At 64.7% G+C, this 17,481-nt stretch carries 8 protein-coding genes; all 8 read left to right on the plus strand.

The genetic code is table 11. The features are described 5' to 3' along the window. The first annotated feature begins 32 nt into the window (after positions 1 to 32). A complete protein-coding gene (locus HBK84_RS06625; protein ID WP_167318484.1) occupies positions 33 to 4,466 on the plus strand; it encodes a glycosyltransferase in 4,434 nt (1,477 codons plus the stop codon). Continuing rightward, positions 4,463 to 4,819: a hypothetical protein gene (locus tag HBK84_RS06630; RefSeq protein ID WP_131332923.1), complete on the plus strand. Its 357-nt coding sequence runs from the start codon at positions 4,463 to 4,465 to the stop codon at positions 4,817 to 4,819. Before HBK84_RS06625 ends, HBK84_RS06630 begins: the two co-directional genes overlap by 4 nt. Next, positions 4,810 to 7,524, plus strand: a complete 2,715-nt coding sequence (locus HBK84_RS06635; protein ID WP_240918816.1) for a glycosyltransferase — start codon at positions 4,810 to 4,812, stop codon at positions 7,522 to 7,524. The genes HBK84_RS06630 and HBK84_RS06635 overlap by 10 nt, the downstream gene beginning before the upstream one ends. 5 nt (positions 7,525 to 7,529) lie before the next feature. Beyond that, a complete protein-coding gene (locus tag HBK84_RS06640) occupies positions 7,530 to 9,458 on the plus strand; it encodes a heparinase II/III family protein (RefSeq protein ID WP_167318485.1) in 1,929 nt (642 codons plus the stop codon). Positions 9,459 to 9,720: 262 nt separating this feature from the next. Beyond that, positions 9,721 to 10,098, plus strand: a complete 378-nt coding sequence (locus tag HBK84_RS06645; RefSeq protein ID WP_167318486.1) for a PASTA domain-containing protein — start codon at positions 9,721 to 9,723, stop codon at positions 10,096 to 10,098. 59 nt (positions 10,099 to 10,157) lie between these two features. Beyond that, a complete protein-coding gene (locus HBK84_RS06650; protein WP_167318487.1) occupies positions 10,158 to 12,872 on the plus strand; it encodes a heparinase II/III family protein in 2,715 nt (904 codons plus the stop codon). A gap of 43 nt (positions 12,873 to 12,915) precedes the next feature. Beyond that, entirely contained in the window at positions 12,916 to 16,929 is a 4,014-nt protein-coding gene (locus HBK84_RS06655; RefSeq protein WP_167318488.1) for a glycosyltransferase, read from the plus strand. After that, the gene (locus HBK84_RS06660) at positions 16,922 to 17,458 is read left to right on the plus strand and encodes a hypothetical protein (RefSeq protein ID WP_167318489.1); all 537 of its coding nucleotides are present in this window, start codon (positions 16,922 to 16,924) and stop codon (positions 17,456 to 17,458) included. The genes HBK84_RS06655 and HBK84_RS06660 overlap by 8 nt, the downstream gene beginning before the upstream one ends. Positions 17,459 to 17,481: the final 23 nt, after the last annotated feature.

Here is a 17,481-nt window from a genome sequence, read left to right on the forward strand (position 1 = left end):
CCCGGCGCGCCGTATCCCCCAGGAGCACCCCCATGCATCCAGACGAACGCCGCGATCCGGCCCGGTTGCGGGAACTGGTGTACCGCCAGGTCGCCCGGGATCCGCGTGGCACGTTCGATCAGCTGGAAGCAGCACAACGCAGGATCCGGTCCTTGGAGGCCGCGGCCGCCACGGCCCGGTCTCGGATCGAGAAGCTCACCGCGCAGAACCGCACATTGGCCGCCTCGTCGACGACTACGGAGGAACGGGCATCGGAGTCTGCCGCGGAACCCGCCGGCGACGGAACCGGGGCCCCGGTCGAGGACGGTACGTCGGCGGCCGCCACGAGCCCAGCAACCCGGGTTCACGACGACGCCGCGGCCACCGGCCCGTCGTACCAGACGCCCCACGCGTCGTCGGCCGGTACCGAACCGACCGCAGAGGTCGAGCCCTCCCTCGAGGACGTCCTGGCCACCCTGGAGGCCGAGCCCACCGCGGCGCACTTGTCCGCTGCCCTCAACCGGCTGTGGTACCGCGAAGGGGACATCGCACGTGCGGCGGAACTGGTCGACCGCCACCGCGGCCTGCTGCCGGATCTCACCGAGAAACAGCGCTACTTGACCGACCGCATCCTGGGCACCGTGGCACTGGACCGCACGGCGGCGCGACTCGTGCCCCCGCGCTCCCGCGGTGCGGCGTACCTGCCCGAGCGGCAACGCATCCTGTACTGCGCGTACTCCACGCCGATCTTCCATTCGAACGGGTACAGCGTTCGCACTGAGGGAGTGGTGGCCGGGCTGAAGGCCGCCGGCGCTGACGTGACCGTGATGGGGCGCTCGGGCTATCCGTGGGACATCTCGACCTCGCGCGCCAAGCCTCGCAAGCGGCGCCACGTGGAAACGCGCAACGGCGTGGACTGGGTGCACGTGCCGGAAGGCAACATCAACCACCTCGCGCCGGACGTCTACGTCAATGTCGCGGCCGATGCCGTGGTGCGGCAGGCCCGGTTGCTGCGCCCGTCCGTGATCCATGCGGCGTCGAACTACCTCAACGCGCTTCCGGCGCTGGTCGCCGCCCGGCGGCTCGGTGTGCCGTTCGTGTACGAGGTGAGGGGTCTGTGGGAGGTCACGGAGGCCTCTCTGAAACCGGGATGGGACGAGACGCAGCGGTATGTGAACCAGGCAGCCATGGAGACCCTGGTCGCTCGTGAGGCGGATGCCGTGCTGGCCATTACGCAAGAGGTCGCGGACGAACTCGTGCGCCGTGGGGTGTCCGAGAACAAGATCACGCTGCTGCCCAATGGTGTGAACACGGATGAATTCCTGCCGCTGCCCCGGGATACCGGCTACGCCGCGAAACGCGGGATCCGCACGGATGTGCCCGTGATCGGGTTTGCGGGCTCGCTCGTGGCCTACGAGGGTCTGGACACGCTGCTGCAAGCGGCCAACATCCTGCGCGGGCGCAAGGTGGACTTCCAGGTGGTGATCGCCGGCTCCGGAGGGGTGTACCCCGACCTGAAGAGTTATCAGGTCCGCAACAAGCTGCAGTCGCGAGTGAAATTCGTGGGCCGGCGGCCCGCGAGTGAGATCGCCCGGTTCATGAGCTGCGTGGACATCGTGGCGTGCCCCCGCACCAGCTTGCCCGTGACGGAGATGGTTTCGCCGCTCAAGCCACTCGAGGCGTTCAGCGCAGCCAAACCGGTGGTGCTCTCGGACGTCTCACCGCACCGTGCACTCGTGGGTGCCGTGGAGGGAGAGAGCGCCGGGCCGCGCGGTCTGCTGAGCCGAGCCGGGAACCCCAAGTCCCTCGCGAACGCGCTGCAGAAGCTCATCGAGGATCCTGAACTGCGCGTGTCGCAGGGGCAAGCCGGCCGTCTGTGGGCCGTGGACGAGCGGCAGTGGAGGAACCTCGGCCCGGTGGTCCGCCGGGTCTATGCCCAGGCCACGGCGGACCACGACGCCCTGGCACACGGTGGCCGGTCCCTCAAGGATCTGCGGATCGGTCTGATCGCGGACGAATTCACCACGGAGACCCTGCGCCGCTCGGCCACGATCATCCCGCTCGGCCCGGCCGATTACGCCGAGCAGCTGGCCGGCGAGAACCTGGACCTGGTGTTCGTCGAATCGGCGTGGTCGGGCAACGGCGGTGCGTGGCATCACAGGGTGGGGTACTACTCGGACGAGGAGCACACGCAGCTGCGGGACCTCCTGGCGCGGTGCCGCCACGCCGGGATTCCCACCGTGTTCTGGAACAAAGAGGATCCGGTGCACATCAACCGGTTCCGCAGGACCGGGGCGCTGTGCGATCACGTGTTCACCACGGACGCGGACATGATCCCGGAGTATCTTCACACAGCGCGTTTCCTGAGCGGCGGTCGCGCCGTTACGTCCTCTTCCCTACCCTTCTATGCCCAACCCGCGATCCACAACCCCCTCCCGGGTGCACGGGCGCCGGAGGACACCATTGCCTATGCCGGGACCTACTACGGGCAGCGATACCCCGAGCGCTCCCAGCAGCTCGAGCAATTGCTCGGCACGGCCAAGCCGTACGGGCTGGCCGTTTACGACCGGCAATTGGCCATCCCGGACTCACCGTACCGATTCCCACCCGAGTTCAGGCAATGGGTGCGGGGGGCATTGCCCTACGACGAGGTGATCGACAGCTACCGCGCGCACGTGGCCAGCCTCAACGTCAATTCCGCCCCGTACTCACCCACCATGTTCTCCCGCCGGGTCGTGGAGATCGCGGCGTGTGGGGGAGCGGTCCTCTCGAGCTGGGCGCGGGGCATCACCGAGACGTTCGACGGTGGCATTCCCTGCACCAACAACGCGGCATACGCCAAGGCTCTTCTGGGGGCATGGAGCGCCGATCCGGAAGAGCGGTTGCGCGAGGTGTGGCTGCAGCTGCGCACGGTCTTGCGCGCGCACACGGTGGACACAGCCCTGGTGATCCTCGCACGTACCGCGGGTCTACCGGTCGAGGCGTTCTCGCTGCCACGGTGGGGTCTCACCGCGCGCCCCGAACAGGTCCCGGGGATCCTGCGTCAATCCGTCCTGCCCAGCACGGTGCGGTTGACGGACGACGACGCCGCTGCCCGCGCCGCGCTCGAGGCGCACGGCGTACGCGTGCTCGGCTATCGCGAACCCTATCCCCACGACGTCGAGTTCTGGGCGTACCCGCCCGAGGACCCTGCACGGACATGGGCGGAGGACCTGCTGCAGACCACGCGCTGGGGATACTGGGACAAGATCGCAGGGCGCTCGCGCGGGGCGGACGAGGATGCTCGAGTGTTCGCGGTTCCCGGTACGAACACGCACGATGCCTGGGGAATGCTTCGGGCGACCCTCGTGAAAGACCCGGACACGTCGTTCCGTGCCGTGGACTCGGCCGCCACCCTCACGGTGACGCTTCCGCCATCGGACGAGCCCACGCGTCAGCTCGTGGCCACCCCGTCCGGTGAGAGTGCGGTGGAGCGTGCCGGCACGATCCTCGTGGCGGGACACGACCTGAAGTTCATCTCCTCGTGGCTGCATCACCTTCGTGCCGCAGGGGCACGAGTGCTGGTGGATCAGTGGGACAACCACGCGCATCACGATGAACAGCGCTCCGCGGAGCTGCTCGCGGAAGCGGACGTGGTGTTCTGCGAATGGGGTCTGGGCAATGCGATCTGGTACTCGGAACACGTGAACGACCACCAGCGGCTGATCGTGCGGGTTCACGCGCAGGAATTGCGCGGGCCCTACCTGCGCCGGATCCGACACGAGCAGGTGTCCCAGTACGTGTTCGTGAGTGATCTCATGCGCGAGGCCGCGATCACGAGTCACGGGCTTCCTCGCGCCACGTGCACGGTGATCCCCAACGTGGTCCGCACGGCGGACCTGGCCCGTGACAAGCACGAGAGCGCGCTGAAGACCGTGGGGTTCGTGGGGATCGTCCCTCAGTTGAAACGGCTCGACCGCGCCGTGGATCTCATGGAGCAGCTCGTGGCCGTGGATCCCGAGTTCTCGTTGCGGGTCAAGGGTAAGCGTCCCGAGGACTACGAGTGGATGCACAAGCGACCCGAGGAACTCGAGTGGTACCGGGCGTGCTACCGCCGCGTCCACGAGCTCAATCAACGCGCCGACCGGGAGGCCATCCGCTTCGACCCGCACGGCAACGACATGGCCGAGTGGTACCGGGGTGTGGGATACGGCATCTCGGTAAGCGACCACGAGTCATTCCACCTGACCCTCCCGGATGTCGCAGCATCCGGCGGTGTTCCCGTGTCCCTGGACTGGCCCGGTGCGGATCTCATCTATCCCAGGGAATGGCTGGTCCCGTCCGTCCACGAGATGGCGCAACGCATCCTGGATCTCTCGCGAGACCCGGAGACGCGCCGTTCGTTCAGCCACAACGCACACGACTTCACGACATCCACGTTCGACGCCGCCGCCGTCCATGAGCAGTTGGACCGCGCCCTAGCCCCCATCGGAGGCCCACGATCATGAATGCGCACCCGACCCCAGTGGGCGCCGCCGCCGACCACGCCGACGCGGTCGATGTCCTCAGTGACCTTCTGGCCCAACAAGCGCAGGAAATTCGCCGACTGAGCGAGGAACTGGTGGCCAGTTACGAGAAGGAGATCCGGTTCTTCCAGAACCTCGAGTCCCGGGACGAGCAACTGAAGACGCAGGAACGGACCTACCTGAAGAAGGTGTGGTGGTTGGAGTCCGAACTCCGTAAAACGCGTGAGGAGCGGGACACTGCCCGCGAACAGTGGGAGCGCACCAGGGCCTCGCGCACCTTCAGGCTGCAACGACGCGTGTGGAAGCTGCGGAAGGCGGTGCGGTCATGGCGATGAACATAGACCAGGTGAAGCGACGGCGTGCCAAGGTTCGCACGCGGATCGAGGAACTCCAGTTGAGGGAAGCCACGGCTGCAACGGACCGGCACTGGTTCCGCTCCCGGGCGTTCAAGGACTACGCGCGCCGTAACCGCGCGGACCGGTTGAACCCGGTGATCACGCAGGAGCAGTATCCCGAGTGGTTGTCACACAACGGGCGAGCAGAGCAGGTCCGCGACCTCGTGGAATCCGTGGCGGGGCTGCCCGATCACGCCGGTACCCGTGTCTTGACCCCGCACCCGGCCCGGGTGGCCATGATCGCGGACACGTTCCTGTACGAGACGTACGAGGGCACGGCGAACATGACGTACGTGACACCGGAGAACTTCCGGGACGTGGCTCGCACCAGCGATGTGCTCATCCTGACATCCACGTGGCGGGGCCGGTTCGAGGACTGGCACGGCACCACGGCGTCCGCGGGGCTCGTGCGCTCCGAGGTCATCCCGGCCTTCCGCGCACGCGATGTGCCCGTGATCTTCTACTCCAAGGAAGACCCGCCCAATTACGCCCGGTTCCGTCCCCTCGCCCAGGAAGCGGACGTGATCTTCACCTCCGCACAGGAAATGATCCCGAGCTACGCCGCGGATTGCCCCGAGGTGGGGGACATCCGCCCCCTGACCTTCGGTGTCAACCCCCTACTGCACACGCCCGTAGGATCCCGGCGGGTACGCCACTCCGAAGTCTTGTTCGCCGGGTCCTGGCTCTCTCACAAGTACCCCGCAAGACAATCGGCGGCGCGGTTCCTGTTCTCGGGCGTCCTGGATGCCGGACGGGATCTGTTGATCGTGGATCGGAACTCGTCCCTGGGCGATCCCAAGTACTTCTACCCCCGGGAGTTCGTGGACCACGTGGGCCCAGGGCTGGGCCACCGTGAACTCATGAAGGTCCAACGCAGCGTGGACGTCCATCTCAACCTCAACTCGGTCACCAATTCCGGGACCATGTACGCCAACCGAGTGGTGGAGCTGCAGGCGATGGGCGCGTTCGTTCTCTCCAACTACTCGCTCGCCGTCAACGATCGTTACCCCGAGGTCCAGCTGATCGACCGACCGCGGGAGGTACCCCTCATCCTGGACGGCATGACGGGGGAGCGGCTCTACCGCGCACAGTCCGACGGTTTGCGGCGCGTGTGGGAACACGACACGGCGTGGCAGCGCATGTCGGACATGCTCTCCGCCGTGGGTGCCCCCGTCGCGTCCTTGCACGAACGAGTGGCGGTCGTTCCGGACGGTGACACCACGATCGACCACGCGCGTGAGATCGCCGACACGCAGACAGCACTCGTGAGCGTCCTCACTCGGGGCGAGTTGGCGCAGCGCCGGGACGACTTCGACGTCGTCGTGCCCGTGTCCGCCGATCATGACTACGCGAGCGGCCACGTGCGCGACCTGCTCAACGTGTTCCGGTACGCGGACGTGGACGTGGCCACGAAGAACGGCTTCGAGACGAACGGCGGGATCACGAGCCTCGACGATCACGAGCTCACGGGCCGGGTTCGCAGCAGTGCTCGCAGCGGCCTCCGCGTCCAGGCGGACACCCCGGTGCTGCAGACCTGGCTCGACTCCGGGCGGATCGAGGGGCGGGCCTACAGCACCGCGCCGTTCGGCGCGGGGCCCCGGGTTGGCGAGCGCATCGAGGTCACGCTCACCGACGCCCCACAGTTGACCGTGGTGGTCCCGGTGTTCAACAACGGCAAACACCTGGTCTCCAAGTGCTTCCGCTCCCTGGAACGCTCCACGATCTTCAGGGACATGGAGATCCTGCTCATCGACGACGGCTCCACCGATCACGACACGGTGCTCGCGGTGCGCGAACTCGCGGCGCGGTACGACAACGTGCGCGCCCACTTCTTCGAGACAGGCGGATCGGGCAGCGCGTCCCGGCCGCGAAACGAGGGACTGAAACTCGCGACGGCGCCCTACATCACGTACTTGGACCCGGACAACGAAGCGCTCAACGATGGGTTCCGCGTGTTGCTGGAGACCGCCCGCGAGCTCGGGGTGCAATTCGCGATCGGGGACATGATCAAGCTCTCCTCGTACCGCCGGCACGTCTCGAACGTCAAAATCCTGACGAAGAACCTACCGGAGGATCCCACGGGCGGTCTGATGGTCCCGGAGGACGCCCTGCAGCGGATCAACTTCCAGCCCATGAGCATCCAGGCACTCGTGGCGAACACGCAATGGTTGCGCGCCATCGGTCTGCATCAACCGGTGGGTGCCCTGGGCCAGGATTCCCTGGCGTTCCAGCAGATGCTCCACGGGGCCAGGCGGATCGCTACGGTCCGCCTGCCCATCCACGTCTATTACGGGGCCGTGTCCAACTCGATGATCAACACGGTGGGGCCGAGCCTGTTCCGCAAGTACCTCCCCCTGGAGCACTACCGGGTGGAGTGGCTCCGACGGGAGGGGCTGTACGACGCCTATTGCCATACCCGGGTGGACGCGTTCTTCGACGGGTGGCTCGTCAACAAGTTCAACCGGTTCGTGCCCGCGGAGCAGAAGGCCGAGTGCCGCGCCTTGCTGGACGAATTGTGCGCGCTCTACGAGGTTGAACTCACACACGACGACCCGCAGGATCCGGCGTCGCCACTGCGCGTTGTGCCCCGGCCCGCGGAAGAACAACTCGCGCCCGCGGATGCCCTCGTCGGCGCGGAGAACTGATCCGCATGGTGAACCTGGACGCGGCTCGGCGACAAGCGCTGGGCACCCACTTCCGTTCATCAGCCGATGAGAACGCCAAGGTCAACGATCTCAAGGCGGGCCGTCTCACCATGGCGCCGCACAAAGCGTGGTCGCTCCCGGAAGAACCCACCTGGCGGGAAAACCCTTTTCAGGACAACAACTGGCAGTTCCAGTACCACATGCTGCGGTGGCTGGATCCGCTGCGGCGCGCCGCCAACCGCGGAGATGTCGAAGCTGCGCAACGGTGGGAGTTCCTGGCGCATTCGTGGATCACCGCCAACCCACCGGGCGCGGGACAGACGCGGTGGTCGTGGATCGACATGAGCGACGGCATTCGAGCCATGGAACTATGTCACGGTCTCACGGTGGTGGGGGAGCAGGAGTGGCTCCTGAGCTCTCTCCACGACCATGTGGCCTGGCTGTCCGAACCCTCCCATCTCAAACGGGGCAACCACGGATTCCACCAGCATGTGGGGTTGTTCGTACTGGGCGTGGTACTGGAAGATCCTGAGGTGACCGAACTTGCGCTCGAGCGGCTCACCGCCCAGCTCGCGGCGGCCTACGACGAACAGGGCGCCAACGAAGAAGGCTCCCTCGGCTACCACCTACAGAACTACGAGTGGTGGAAAGATGCTCTGACACGACTGGATCTGGAGGGGATTCCCCGCCCGGAACTCTCGCGTCGACTCGACCTGGCACCGCAGCTGTTGGCTCACGCAACGAGTCCGCTGGGACGGTTCGCCCGGATCGGGGACACCGACGGCGGCAATCCCCGCAGGATCAACCACCCGCTCACTCGTTTCGTGGTCACTCAAGGGCGAGAGGGAACCAAACCCGATACGACCACGGCCGTCTACGACGCCGGCTATGCATTCCTGCGTAGTGGTTGGGGAGAAGATCGCCCCTACCAGGATGAAACATTCGTCACGGCGGTATGGGGCCGGCAGGACAAGGTCCACGGTCACCGCGACGGTGGTTCGGTGACCTTTGCTGCCGACGGGGTGCAATGGATCGATGACTCCGGCAAGTACTACTACGGAAAGAGTCCCATGCGGGACTACGTCGTGGGCCGGGAGAGCCACAATGTCGCCGTGGTGCCCGGAAGGACGTACCGGAGGGACACCGAGGTCTCCTTACTCGGCCGCACGGAAACCGGTGACTACGTGGACCTCATCTTCGGCGACCCCGGGTACGACGACGTCGGAATCCTTCGGCGACTCATCTACCTCAAGGCCCGGCGTCAACTCCTCGTCCTCGACTCCGTGGAAACCCCGGAATCCACCGTCGTGGAACAGCGCTGGAATTGTGGTCGCGGCGTAGAGGCTCAGCGTCTCCGCACGGGTTTCATCCTTCGCCGCGAGAAGAAGAGCATCCACGTGAGCACCTTGAACGGCGGTCCGACGGAGGTCCGTCGCGGGGAAAAGAACCCCCTGGCGGGCTGGACGTCCACGGGATGGCGGAGGGCTTCACCCGTGGATCAGCTGGCCGTCACCGGGCAGGGACCCTCGTGTTTCTTCCCGACTCTGATCGGCCCGTGGGACGAGGCAGCGGTTGACGTGCTCGGCTCCCGCATGACGCCTGATGCATTGCAAGGACGGGTCGAAGACGTGCTCCCGTCCGCGCTACTGGCACGGGATCATACGGTTTCAGTCGTTGAACACGCCCAGGACAACACCGGGATGGCGGTCACGGTCTCCCGCACGGACCGCGGCCTGGTACGCGTGGTTGTCCGCGGTGGCGGGCCTCTCTACGCGTTCTACCTCATTCGGTCCGATGGCGCCATCGAACGGACGCCATACAACCGGCGCGCGTCTCACACGTTCTGCGCCGACGATTCGGCGTCCTGCCGTATCCGCGTGTTCTCCCGGGACGACGCGCAGACGATCAAGGTAAGGGCGGTGACAGCGGCATGACCCCACAGAGAATGCTATACCCATGATCGGTATGACATCGGTTTTGAGACTTACTACGCACGTAAAGAACCCCCGATAAGCCTTTCACACCCACGCCAGCTGTACGATGACCGGTAGAACCTTGCGTAAGCTATCCCCTCTTTCGGTATACGGAAACCGCCCCCGGGTGGTTCGCAAGTTCGCCTCCTCGGGCTATTCGGCGGCAATCGACTATCCACGCAATTTTAATTCCTTTTCGCCCCCCCCACAGAAAGTCTCGGACATGATCTCGCACAGATCTGCTCGTTCCCTGGCCCCGCGCCTTTTCTTGACCTCGACTGCGGCTGTCATCCTCCCGCTGACGTTGATCGGCTGCGGCTCGTCTCAGCCCGGAGAAACCGCAGCGGGTCAGACGAGCGTCTCACCGGCTGAACAGACGTCGGCCTCGAACACCCTGCCGGACTTCAAGGACAAACCCCTGTACGACGCCATCATCTTCGCGCGGGATAACGACGTCTCCTACACGGTGAAAGACCGCAAGGGACACACCCCAGAAACCAAGAACACGCGAGAATGGAAAGTCGTCTCGCAAACTCCTTCTGCTGGCACGCCTTTCGAACCGCGACAAAAGATCGAATTAACCGTAGAAAATTCCAAGTAAGCTATCGAGCAGTTTTCCGGCGGGTTCACGGAGTCGTCGGTCATTTTTCGGAAAGGCCCATGGAGTCAGCAACCTACGAAGCCATCAGGCGCATCACGGACTCATTCGTGCCTGAGATCGCCAACGATGCGGCCCGCCAGCGCGCCCGCTGCTTTCTGAATGAGCGGGTCATCATGCATCCCACGCTGGGTGGGATCGACGCCTCTCAGGAGACGGTGTGGCAGACCCCGCTGCCTCGGACCCACGGACGTTATCTCCATGGCTTCTTGTTCTTCGCGGATTGGCACGCCACCGTTCTCGCCACTCCCGGGGGAACAGAGACGGCCCATCAGGATGCGCTGAAATTGGTCCTCTCTTGGGCCACTTGCAACACCGGCGTTCCAGGTTCCTCGGACATGGCCTTTCACGATGAAACCACCGCGCAACGAAGCCTACAGATGGCGCGCTTGCTGGATGAGTTCCCGGGCGGTGTGCCCGAGGAGTACGTATCGGCCGTGCAAGCGCTGGTGACGCTGCATGTCGATCTGTTGTCGGCTGCCTCGTTCTATGCCGGTAACAACAATCACGGGATGTTCCAGGACATTGCACTACTACGCCTAGTGACGTCGGACGTGGGGATGGCAGTCACGGACCCCCCGCGCAGGGACGACCTACTGCACTTGGCCGCAGACAGGCTGCACCGTTACTTCACCTCGAGCTTCACCCGCGATGGCGTCCACGTGGAGAACAGCCCGGGATATCACTTGATGGTCAGCCGCTATCTTCGCGATCTGATTCCGGTACTGGACCTGCTGGAACCCGGTACCTCGGCATCGCTGCACCGGATCTACGAGGGTGCTGAACGTTTCGCGACCCACGTGATCATGCCGAACGGGTTCCTCCCGCCCCTCGGGGACACCAAAGTGGCCCGTGTGAGGGACATGTCCCACAGAAGTACGTTCTCCTCACCGGCCTACGACTATGCCGTCCACCAGGGGACCAGAGGAGCTGCGCCGTCGGAAACCACCGCCGTTTTCCCGGACGGGGGCTATGCGGTGCACCGTTCATCATGGGAAGTCCAAGACGCTGACTGGCTGGTCTTCAAGTCCGGGTACCGGTCGAACTACCACCATCACGCGGATGACCTCTCGTTGCTGGTGTACACCCACGGTCACCTGGTGTTGGGGGAGGCGGGACCATTCGGCTATGACTACTCTGACCCGCTTACCAAGTACGCGTTCTCCCAGTTCGCCCATAATGTCATCACCGTCGATGGCGTCAGCCAACCCCGTGCGGACCGGGAGCCCGGGGGCATCGAGTTCACTGATCACGGAAGCGAACCCACCGGGGAGCTGCTGGTCCAAGGTGTGAACAGACGTTCCGATCATTTCTGCCACATCCGTGACGTTTCGACAGCACAGGTAGAAGATGCGCAGACACCGTGGACCGCTGTCCATGTGGATGATCAGGTCACGACCGACGACGGGCACGAACACGACTACGTTCTTCGTTGGCATCTCGGCGCGGGTACGCGTCCCGTGCTTCGCGGTAACGGCCTGGAACTCTTCGTGGGCTCTCGAAAGGTTCTGGAGATGACCTGGTCTGGGCCTCGGCCGTCCACCACCCGAATTCGCCGGGCTGGGGAAGGCCCGGGTGTTCATAGCCATCGTTTCCCCACATTCGGCAAATCCGAACCCGGTGCCGTCCTCGAGATTGCAGCACGAGGTACCTCATTCCGACTCACCACGCTCATCCGTACAGGTGACTTCACCCTGCGTGACTGGGGTGTGGGTGCGCCAGGAAGCGGATGGCGACAGTTCCAAGCTGAGATGCCTGTGAATTACCTACTCGAAACTCGTCCCGGCGCACGCAAGCTCGTGGTGGTCTTCTCGGCCATGGCCCGAGTGGGGAGCTTCACGTACAACTATCGGGATGCCGTGTCGGTCCTCGATGCGCACACGCTGTTCGTCATGGACGACTGCGGTGATCAGGGAGCGTATTTCTTCTCTGACCACCGCGACGAGAGCATACGCCGGTCGGTTCTTTCGGCAGTGACGGACGTCAAGGATCGACTGGGAGTGGACTGGTCGGACGTGGCCTTCGTGGGCAGTTCGAAGGGGGGGACGGCGGCTTTGATCTTCGGCGGTACCGTCCCCGTGGGGCGGATCGTGGTGGGAGCGCCGCAGACACGGGTGGGCTCCTTCCTGAAAAAACCTCACCCCAACGTCCTCGAGTACATGACAGGGGGTACGGACGAGGCGGACATTGCGTGGGCGGATGAGATCGTGCCCCGGCAGTTGCGCGGTCTCTCACCAAGCACCTCGGTTGAGGTGATCATCGGCACCCGAGACCACCATTATCGAGATCATTTACCGCTATTGCGCCGGGAGCTATCGGCCATGGGGCATTCGAACCTCCTCGTGCGTGAGGTGCCGGGGCTGACCCACGCCGAGATTGGTCCTCCGTTCCGCCAGTTCATCAGGGAGCGGTTGGGCCCGTGGACCGGTGAGCGCAACCCTGAGGCGCAGACTGCACCCGCGGCGCCCGTTGTCGATGCCATGGCCCGGGGCGCGTGTGTCTCGGCCACGGTGACGGGCGCGGATCTCCCCGTGAGCGCGGCCTACTACCTGTATCGGGGCAAAGAGGCGATTCGCAAAATCGCTTATACGAAATACGCGTACGACATCCAGTTCGACGATGTCCCACCAGGCGTATACCGCGTCCGCTGTTTCCTGCGCACCCAGGTCACCGACACACCTACCGCCGTTTCATCTCCCTCCGTCAGGGTGATATGAGACCGCGCTCGCAAGCTGCTGTGAATCTCAATGATGGAGAACGATGAATAACGGGACCGACGAAGAACTCCATCCTTTGGTGGACCTGAACGAAGCAATCACGTTTCCGGACGCGCTGTCACCTGATTCCTGGGTACGAGTGGACCCTGCGGGTTACCAGCGGTACGTTGAGCTGGACCGCGCCGCCCGTCGCTCCGCAACGGAGGGGTTGGCTGTATGCGCGGGCGTCGTAACGGATGACGTGGACAAGATGCGGTTCATGGCGGGCTTCGCGAGCCAGCGCGCCGTACGCTTCCACTACGTACCCTCGGTGGCCACGGCGGATTTGAAGTTGCTGCTTGCTCCGTTCCTCGATCGGGACAATCGGGCACCTTCGATCGTGTACCTGCGTCACGAATTGGAGGAGCTCCCGGGGTTGGGACACGACGTCCACCAATTCTTTGATCGGCTGCCTGAAGGGTCTGCAGCCATGAACCACCATGCACTGCTGATCCCATCGGCCCAGCGTGATGAACAGGGTCGACCAATGCCGCGGAGTATCGCGTCTCATCTGGTTAACGCCGCCAACGACACCGGCGCAGTCCAGATCCTTACGGATGACGTGCATGTGACCTGGTCCCTGTTGGGGCACAAGAATTTGTCACCTCGCGTAATTTTCGTTGTGCCCGGGTCGACGGGCGACGAATCGGCCACCACCGGGGCGGAGGACCTGATTCGACTCGCGGAAGTTCTGCGGTCACGCGAAGGGCACATCCTGTTTGCAGACGCTGCAACTCGAGATGCCATGGCATTGCGACTCGGCATCGATGATGCTCGTGTCTCGCTGTACGTTCCCGACTGGGGAATTCCTGCCATCCAGGATCTCGCGGAAAAGGCCCGTCCCATGGCAACCTTGGGGCGGGACGTCAACTTGCTGATCGCCGGCCATGACTTCAAGTTCTTGGGTGAGCTGGTTAACGCCTTGCAACGCGTGCACGGTCTCACCCTTTCCTACGACCGGTGGCGGACCCAACGGCACCAGGATGTGCAGGCATCTGACACCGCCCTGTCAGAAGCGGACGTCATCCTGTGCGAATTCTCGTCGAACAACGCCGTGTGGTACTCCTGGCACAAGCGTCCCGGACAGACATTGATCGTCCACTTCCACGGCTACGAACTCTTCCAGGACATTGTTCACGACATCAACGTGGCCAACGTGGACAAATTCGTGTTCGTCTCCGAGTTCTACCGGCAACGGGTGATCCAGGAGCTCGGGTGGCCTGCCGAGCGGACCACTGTCATTCCCAACATGATCGAGGTGGCTGAGTATCTCGGCACCAAGATCGATGATGCACGGTTCCACCTTGGTTTGGCGGGCTACGTCCCCATCCTGAAAAGACCTGACCGGGCCCTGGATCTGCTCGAAACCCTCCTGGAACACGACGACCGCTACGTGCTGCATCTGCGGGGCCGCAACCCTTGGGACTACGCCTGGATGTGGCGCCAGCCGGTGGTCCAAGACGCCTATCGGGCGTTCTACGAGCGGCTCATCGACAACCCCGAGTTGCTGGCCCATGTCTCCTTCGACGCGTTCGATCCCGACATGGGGCGGTGGTTCCGCAGGATCGGGTGGATGCTCTCCCCGAGTTCTCGCGAGACCTTCCACCTCGCCCCGGTGGAGGGGCAGGCCAGCGGCGCTGTCCCCGTGGTGTGGGATCGTGAGGGCGCCCGCGAGATCTTTCCCGAAGAATTCGTGCATGCGGACACGGCCAGTGCGGCGGATGGCATTCTGCGTGCCAACGCCATCGAGTCGGGTTTCGACCGGGTATCGGCACGCGCCCGACAGGCCGTCCAGCGTTGGGACCTCAGTCGTATAGCCCCACTCTGGGCCGACGTCCTGTTCGGCGGCTCAACGCAACGCCCAGCTGTCGCTGACGAATTCGATCTCACGCGGATGCAGCAGAACTTCGACGAGACCAGTGACGTCGCAATGCTGGACCGGATGCTGTTGCTATTGCTCATCCGCGAGCGCGACCTGGTCGCCGCGGAGGCGCTACTGAACCGGTACCCCGGTCGGGAGGAAGAACTCAGCGCGCGGACCCGTGAACTCTTGTCCGAACATCGGGAGGAACACTTGTTCCGCTCGGGCAGTTTCGTGCGTCCGCCACGGAGCCCAGGCGCGGCTTACCTGCCCGTCCGGGATACTGCGCTCGCCATTTCCCTTGAGATGGCAGGGGCCTGCGGGGAATTGATTCCCGCCCGGGAGGTCAACGAGGCAGCCGCCCAGCTACGGATCACCACCCTGGGTTCAGCGGCTCCGGCGTCGGACATCGAATCCCTTTTCGCGGACCCAGAACTCCATCCGGTGCAGCAGGTGCAGTGGATCGCCGATGCCGTGACCCGTGCGGCCCGCGTGCACCGGCCGGCCGCGCTCGTCACGTCAGCACACCTCACCACGGCATGGGGGACGGTGCTCGCAGCCCGCAGGCTCGGCGTCCCCGCGATCCTGGAAACAGCCGGCGGCGACCCCGATGCCGCATGGATGCCGGGGTCGGACGAGTTCGACGCCGCGGTCGGCACTGCGGCCGAGGTGACCACGGATGTCGTGACAGCTGCAGTATCGGCGCACGCCTATCGCACGGCCGCCACACCGTCTGTGACTCTGGGGGACCTCACTGTGGGTGTGATCGCCGACGAGTTCACGCAGCGGACCATCGCCGGCCGGTGTCACGTGGTGAGCATCCCCCGCCGTGATGCCTACCTGCACGTGGCGTCCCAGAACCTCGATGTCCTGTTCGTGGAATCCGCGTGGACCGGTCACAACCGAGAATGGTTCCACGGCGTCGCTTATTACCCGAACGAACGGGACGACATCGAACGCGCCATCGCCACGGCACGGGCGCTCGGAGTCCCGGTGATCTTCTGGAACAAGGAGGACCCGGTCCATTTCCGGTCGTTCGCGCCCACCGCGGCCTTGTGTGATGCCATCTACACCACTGACGCGGATCGAATTCCCGCCTATCTGCAATTACCGGATGGGCATCGACCGGCCACTGTGGCTTCCATGCCGTTCTACGCCGAGCCCGTGCTGCACAATCCGCTGCCTGGTTTGTGGGCTGAGAAGCATACGGTCAGTTATGCCGGTACCTACTACGGAGCCCGCTACGCGCACCGCTCCGCCGAGTTGGACGCGTTGCTCGCCGCAGCCGCCACGCAGGGGTTGACCATTTACGATCGCCAGGTCAACGTGCCCAACTCGCCGTACCACTTCCCCTCGCACTATGACGATTTCATCGAGGGCGGACTGAGCTACGACCAAGTTCTCGAGGCCTACAAAGCCCACCCGGTCCACATCAACGTGAACTCGGTGGACGATTCACCCACCATGTTCTCACGCCGCGTGGTGGAGATCGCGGCATCCGGAGCAGTCGTGGTCAGCGGAACGGGCCTCGGATTGAGCCGCTGCCTCCCCGCGGTCCCCACGGAGAACGACCCCACACGGCTCGAGGAGATCTTGGCCCCGTGCATGAAGGACCGCGCACATTGGCGCCAGCTCTCCTGGGAGCAGCTGCGGCAAGTACGGCGTTCCTATCTCGCGGAGCACGCGCTCGCCATCATGTTCCGTGGCGTGGGAGTCCCCGTTGCGATACCGGATGACACGGCGTGGAGTGCCGTGGTGGAGGGTCTGACGCCCGATGTGGCCGCTGAACTGTTGGCCCAGACCCTGCGACCCCGGGATGTGACCGTGGCGGCCGCCCATGAAGACGCGCTAGTCACTCTCGCTTCAGCCGGCATCCCGGTGGTCTCAGAACCCACAGCGCCTTGGATCTGCACATGGCGCGGGCCCGCGGGGGAGACGTGGGCGGAGGACATCATGCACGCCGCGCGGTTCGCTCCACGAGACGTTCATCGTCTGGGCGCGCGGGTGGGTGAATTCACGGAGCACGGCTTGATGTCGTGGTCGGGCGCCACGAGTGGGCCGGTATTCGTTCGGCGCGGAGCGTCCACGGGGCGCACCCTGGTCTGGCTGTTGCCAGTACCCGAGGAAACGACCCAGGAGGAGAAGAACAATGACTGATCGCACTCGACCGCTGGTGGGTCGCGCCGCGACGCCTGAGCCTCCCGGCATGGGTTCCACGACTCTGGGGGACATTCTGAGTCTCGACGAATGGAAACAGTACAGCGGGCGCCGCGCAGTCATCGCCGCATCGACGTCGCATGGCCGCCAACTGCTTGATGACGCGGGATTCGTGGTGTTCCCTGCTGTTCCGGGCCTGGTGGAAGAGGCGGTGCGCCGACTTCGGCCCGGAGCCCTGATTCTGGACGCAACGGCTTTGGAGGCAGGCCCATGGAGCGGCGCGCTCACCGACGCGGCCCCGGAGCTCGGGGCGGAGCTGATCCGGACGGTATCAGCCGCGATCGACGCCGACGTTACGGTGTACTGGGTGGGAGAGGTCGCCGAGGGGGGTGCCCTGTTCCACGATGTGGTGACGGATGCGGTATTGGTTGTGGCACCCGGTAGCGAACTCTACGCGGGCACCGAGGAGGGCGCCCCTGCGAGCCGCCTCGTGAGGGCCCTGCGCTCCATGGCCGGTCGCGGGTTGTAGGTCGGTCACCCGCTGCGACATGG

The sequence above is a fragment of the Kocuria sp. KD4 genome, assembly GCF_011769905.1.
Lineage (GTDB): Bacteria > Actinomycetota > Actinomycetes > Actinomycetales > Micrococcaceae > Kocuria > Kocuria marina.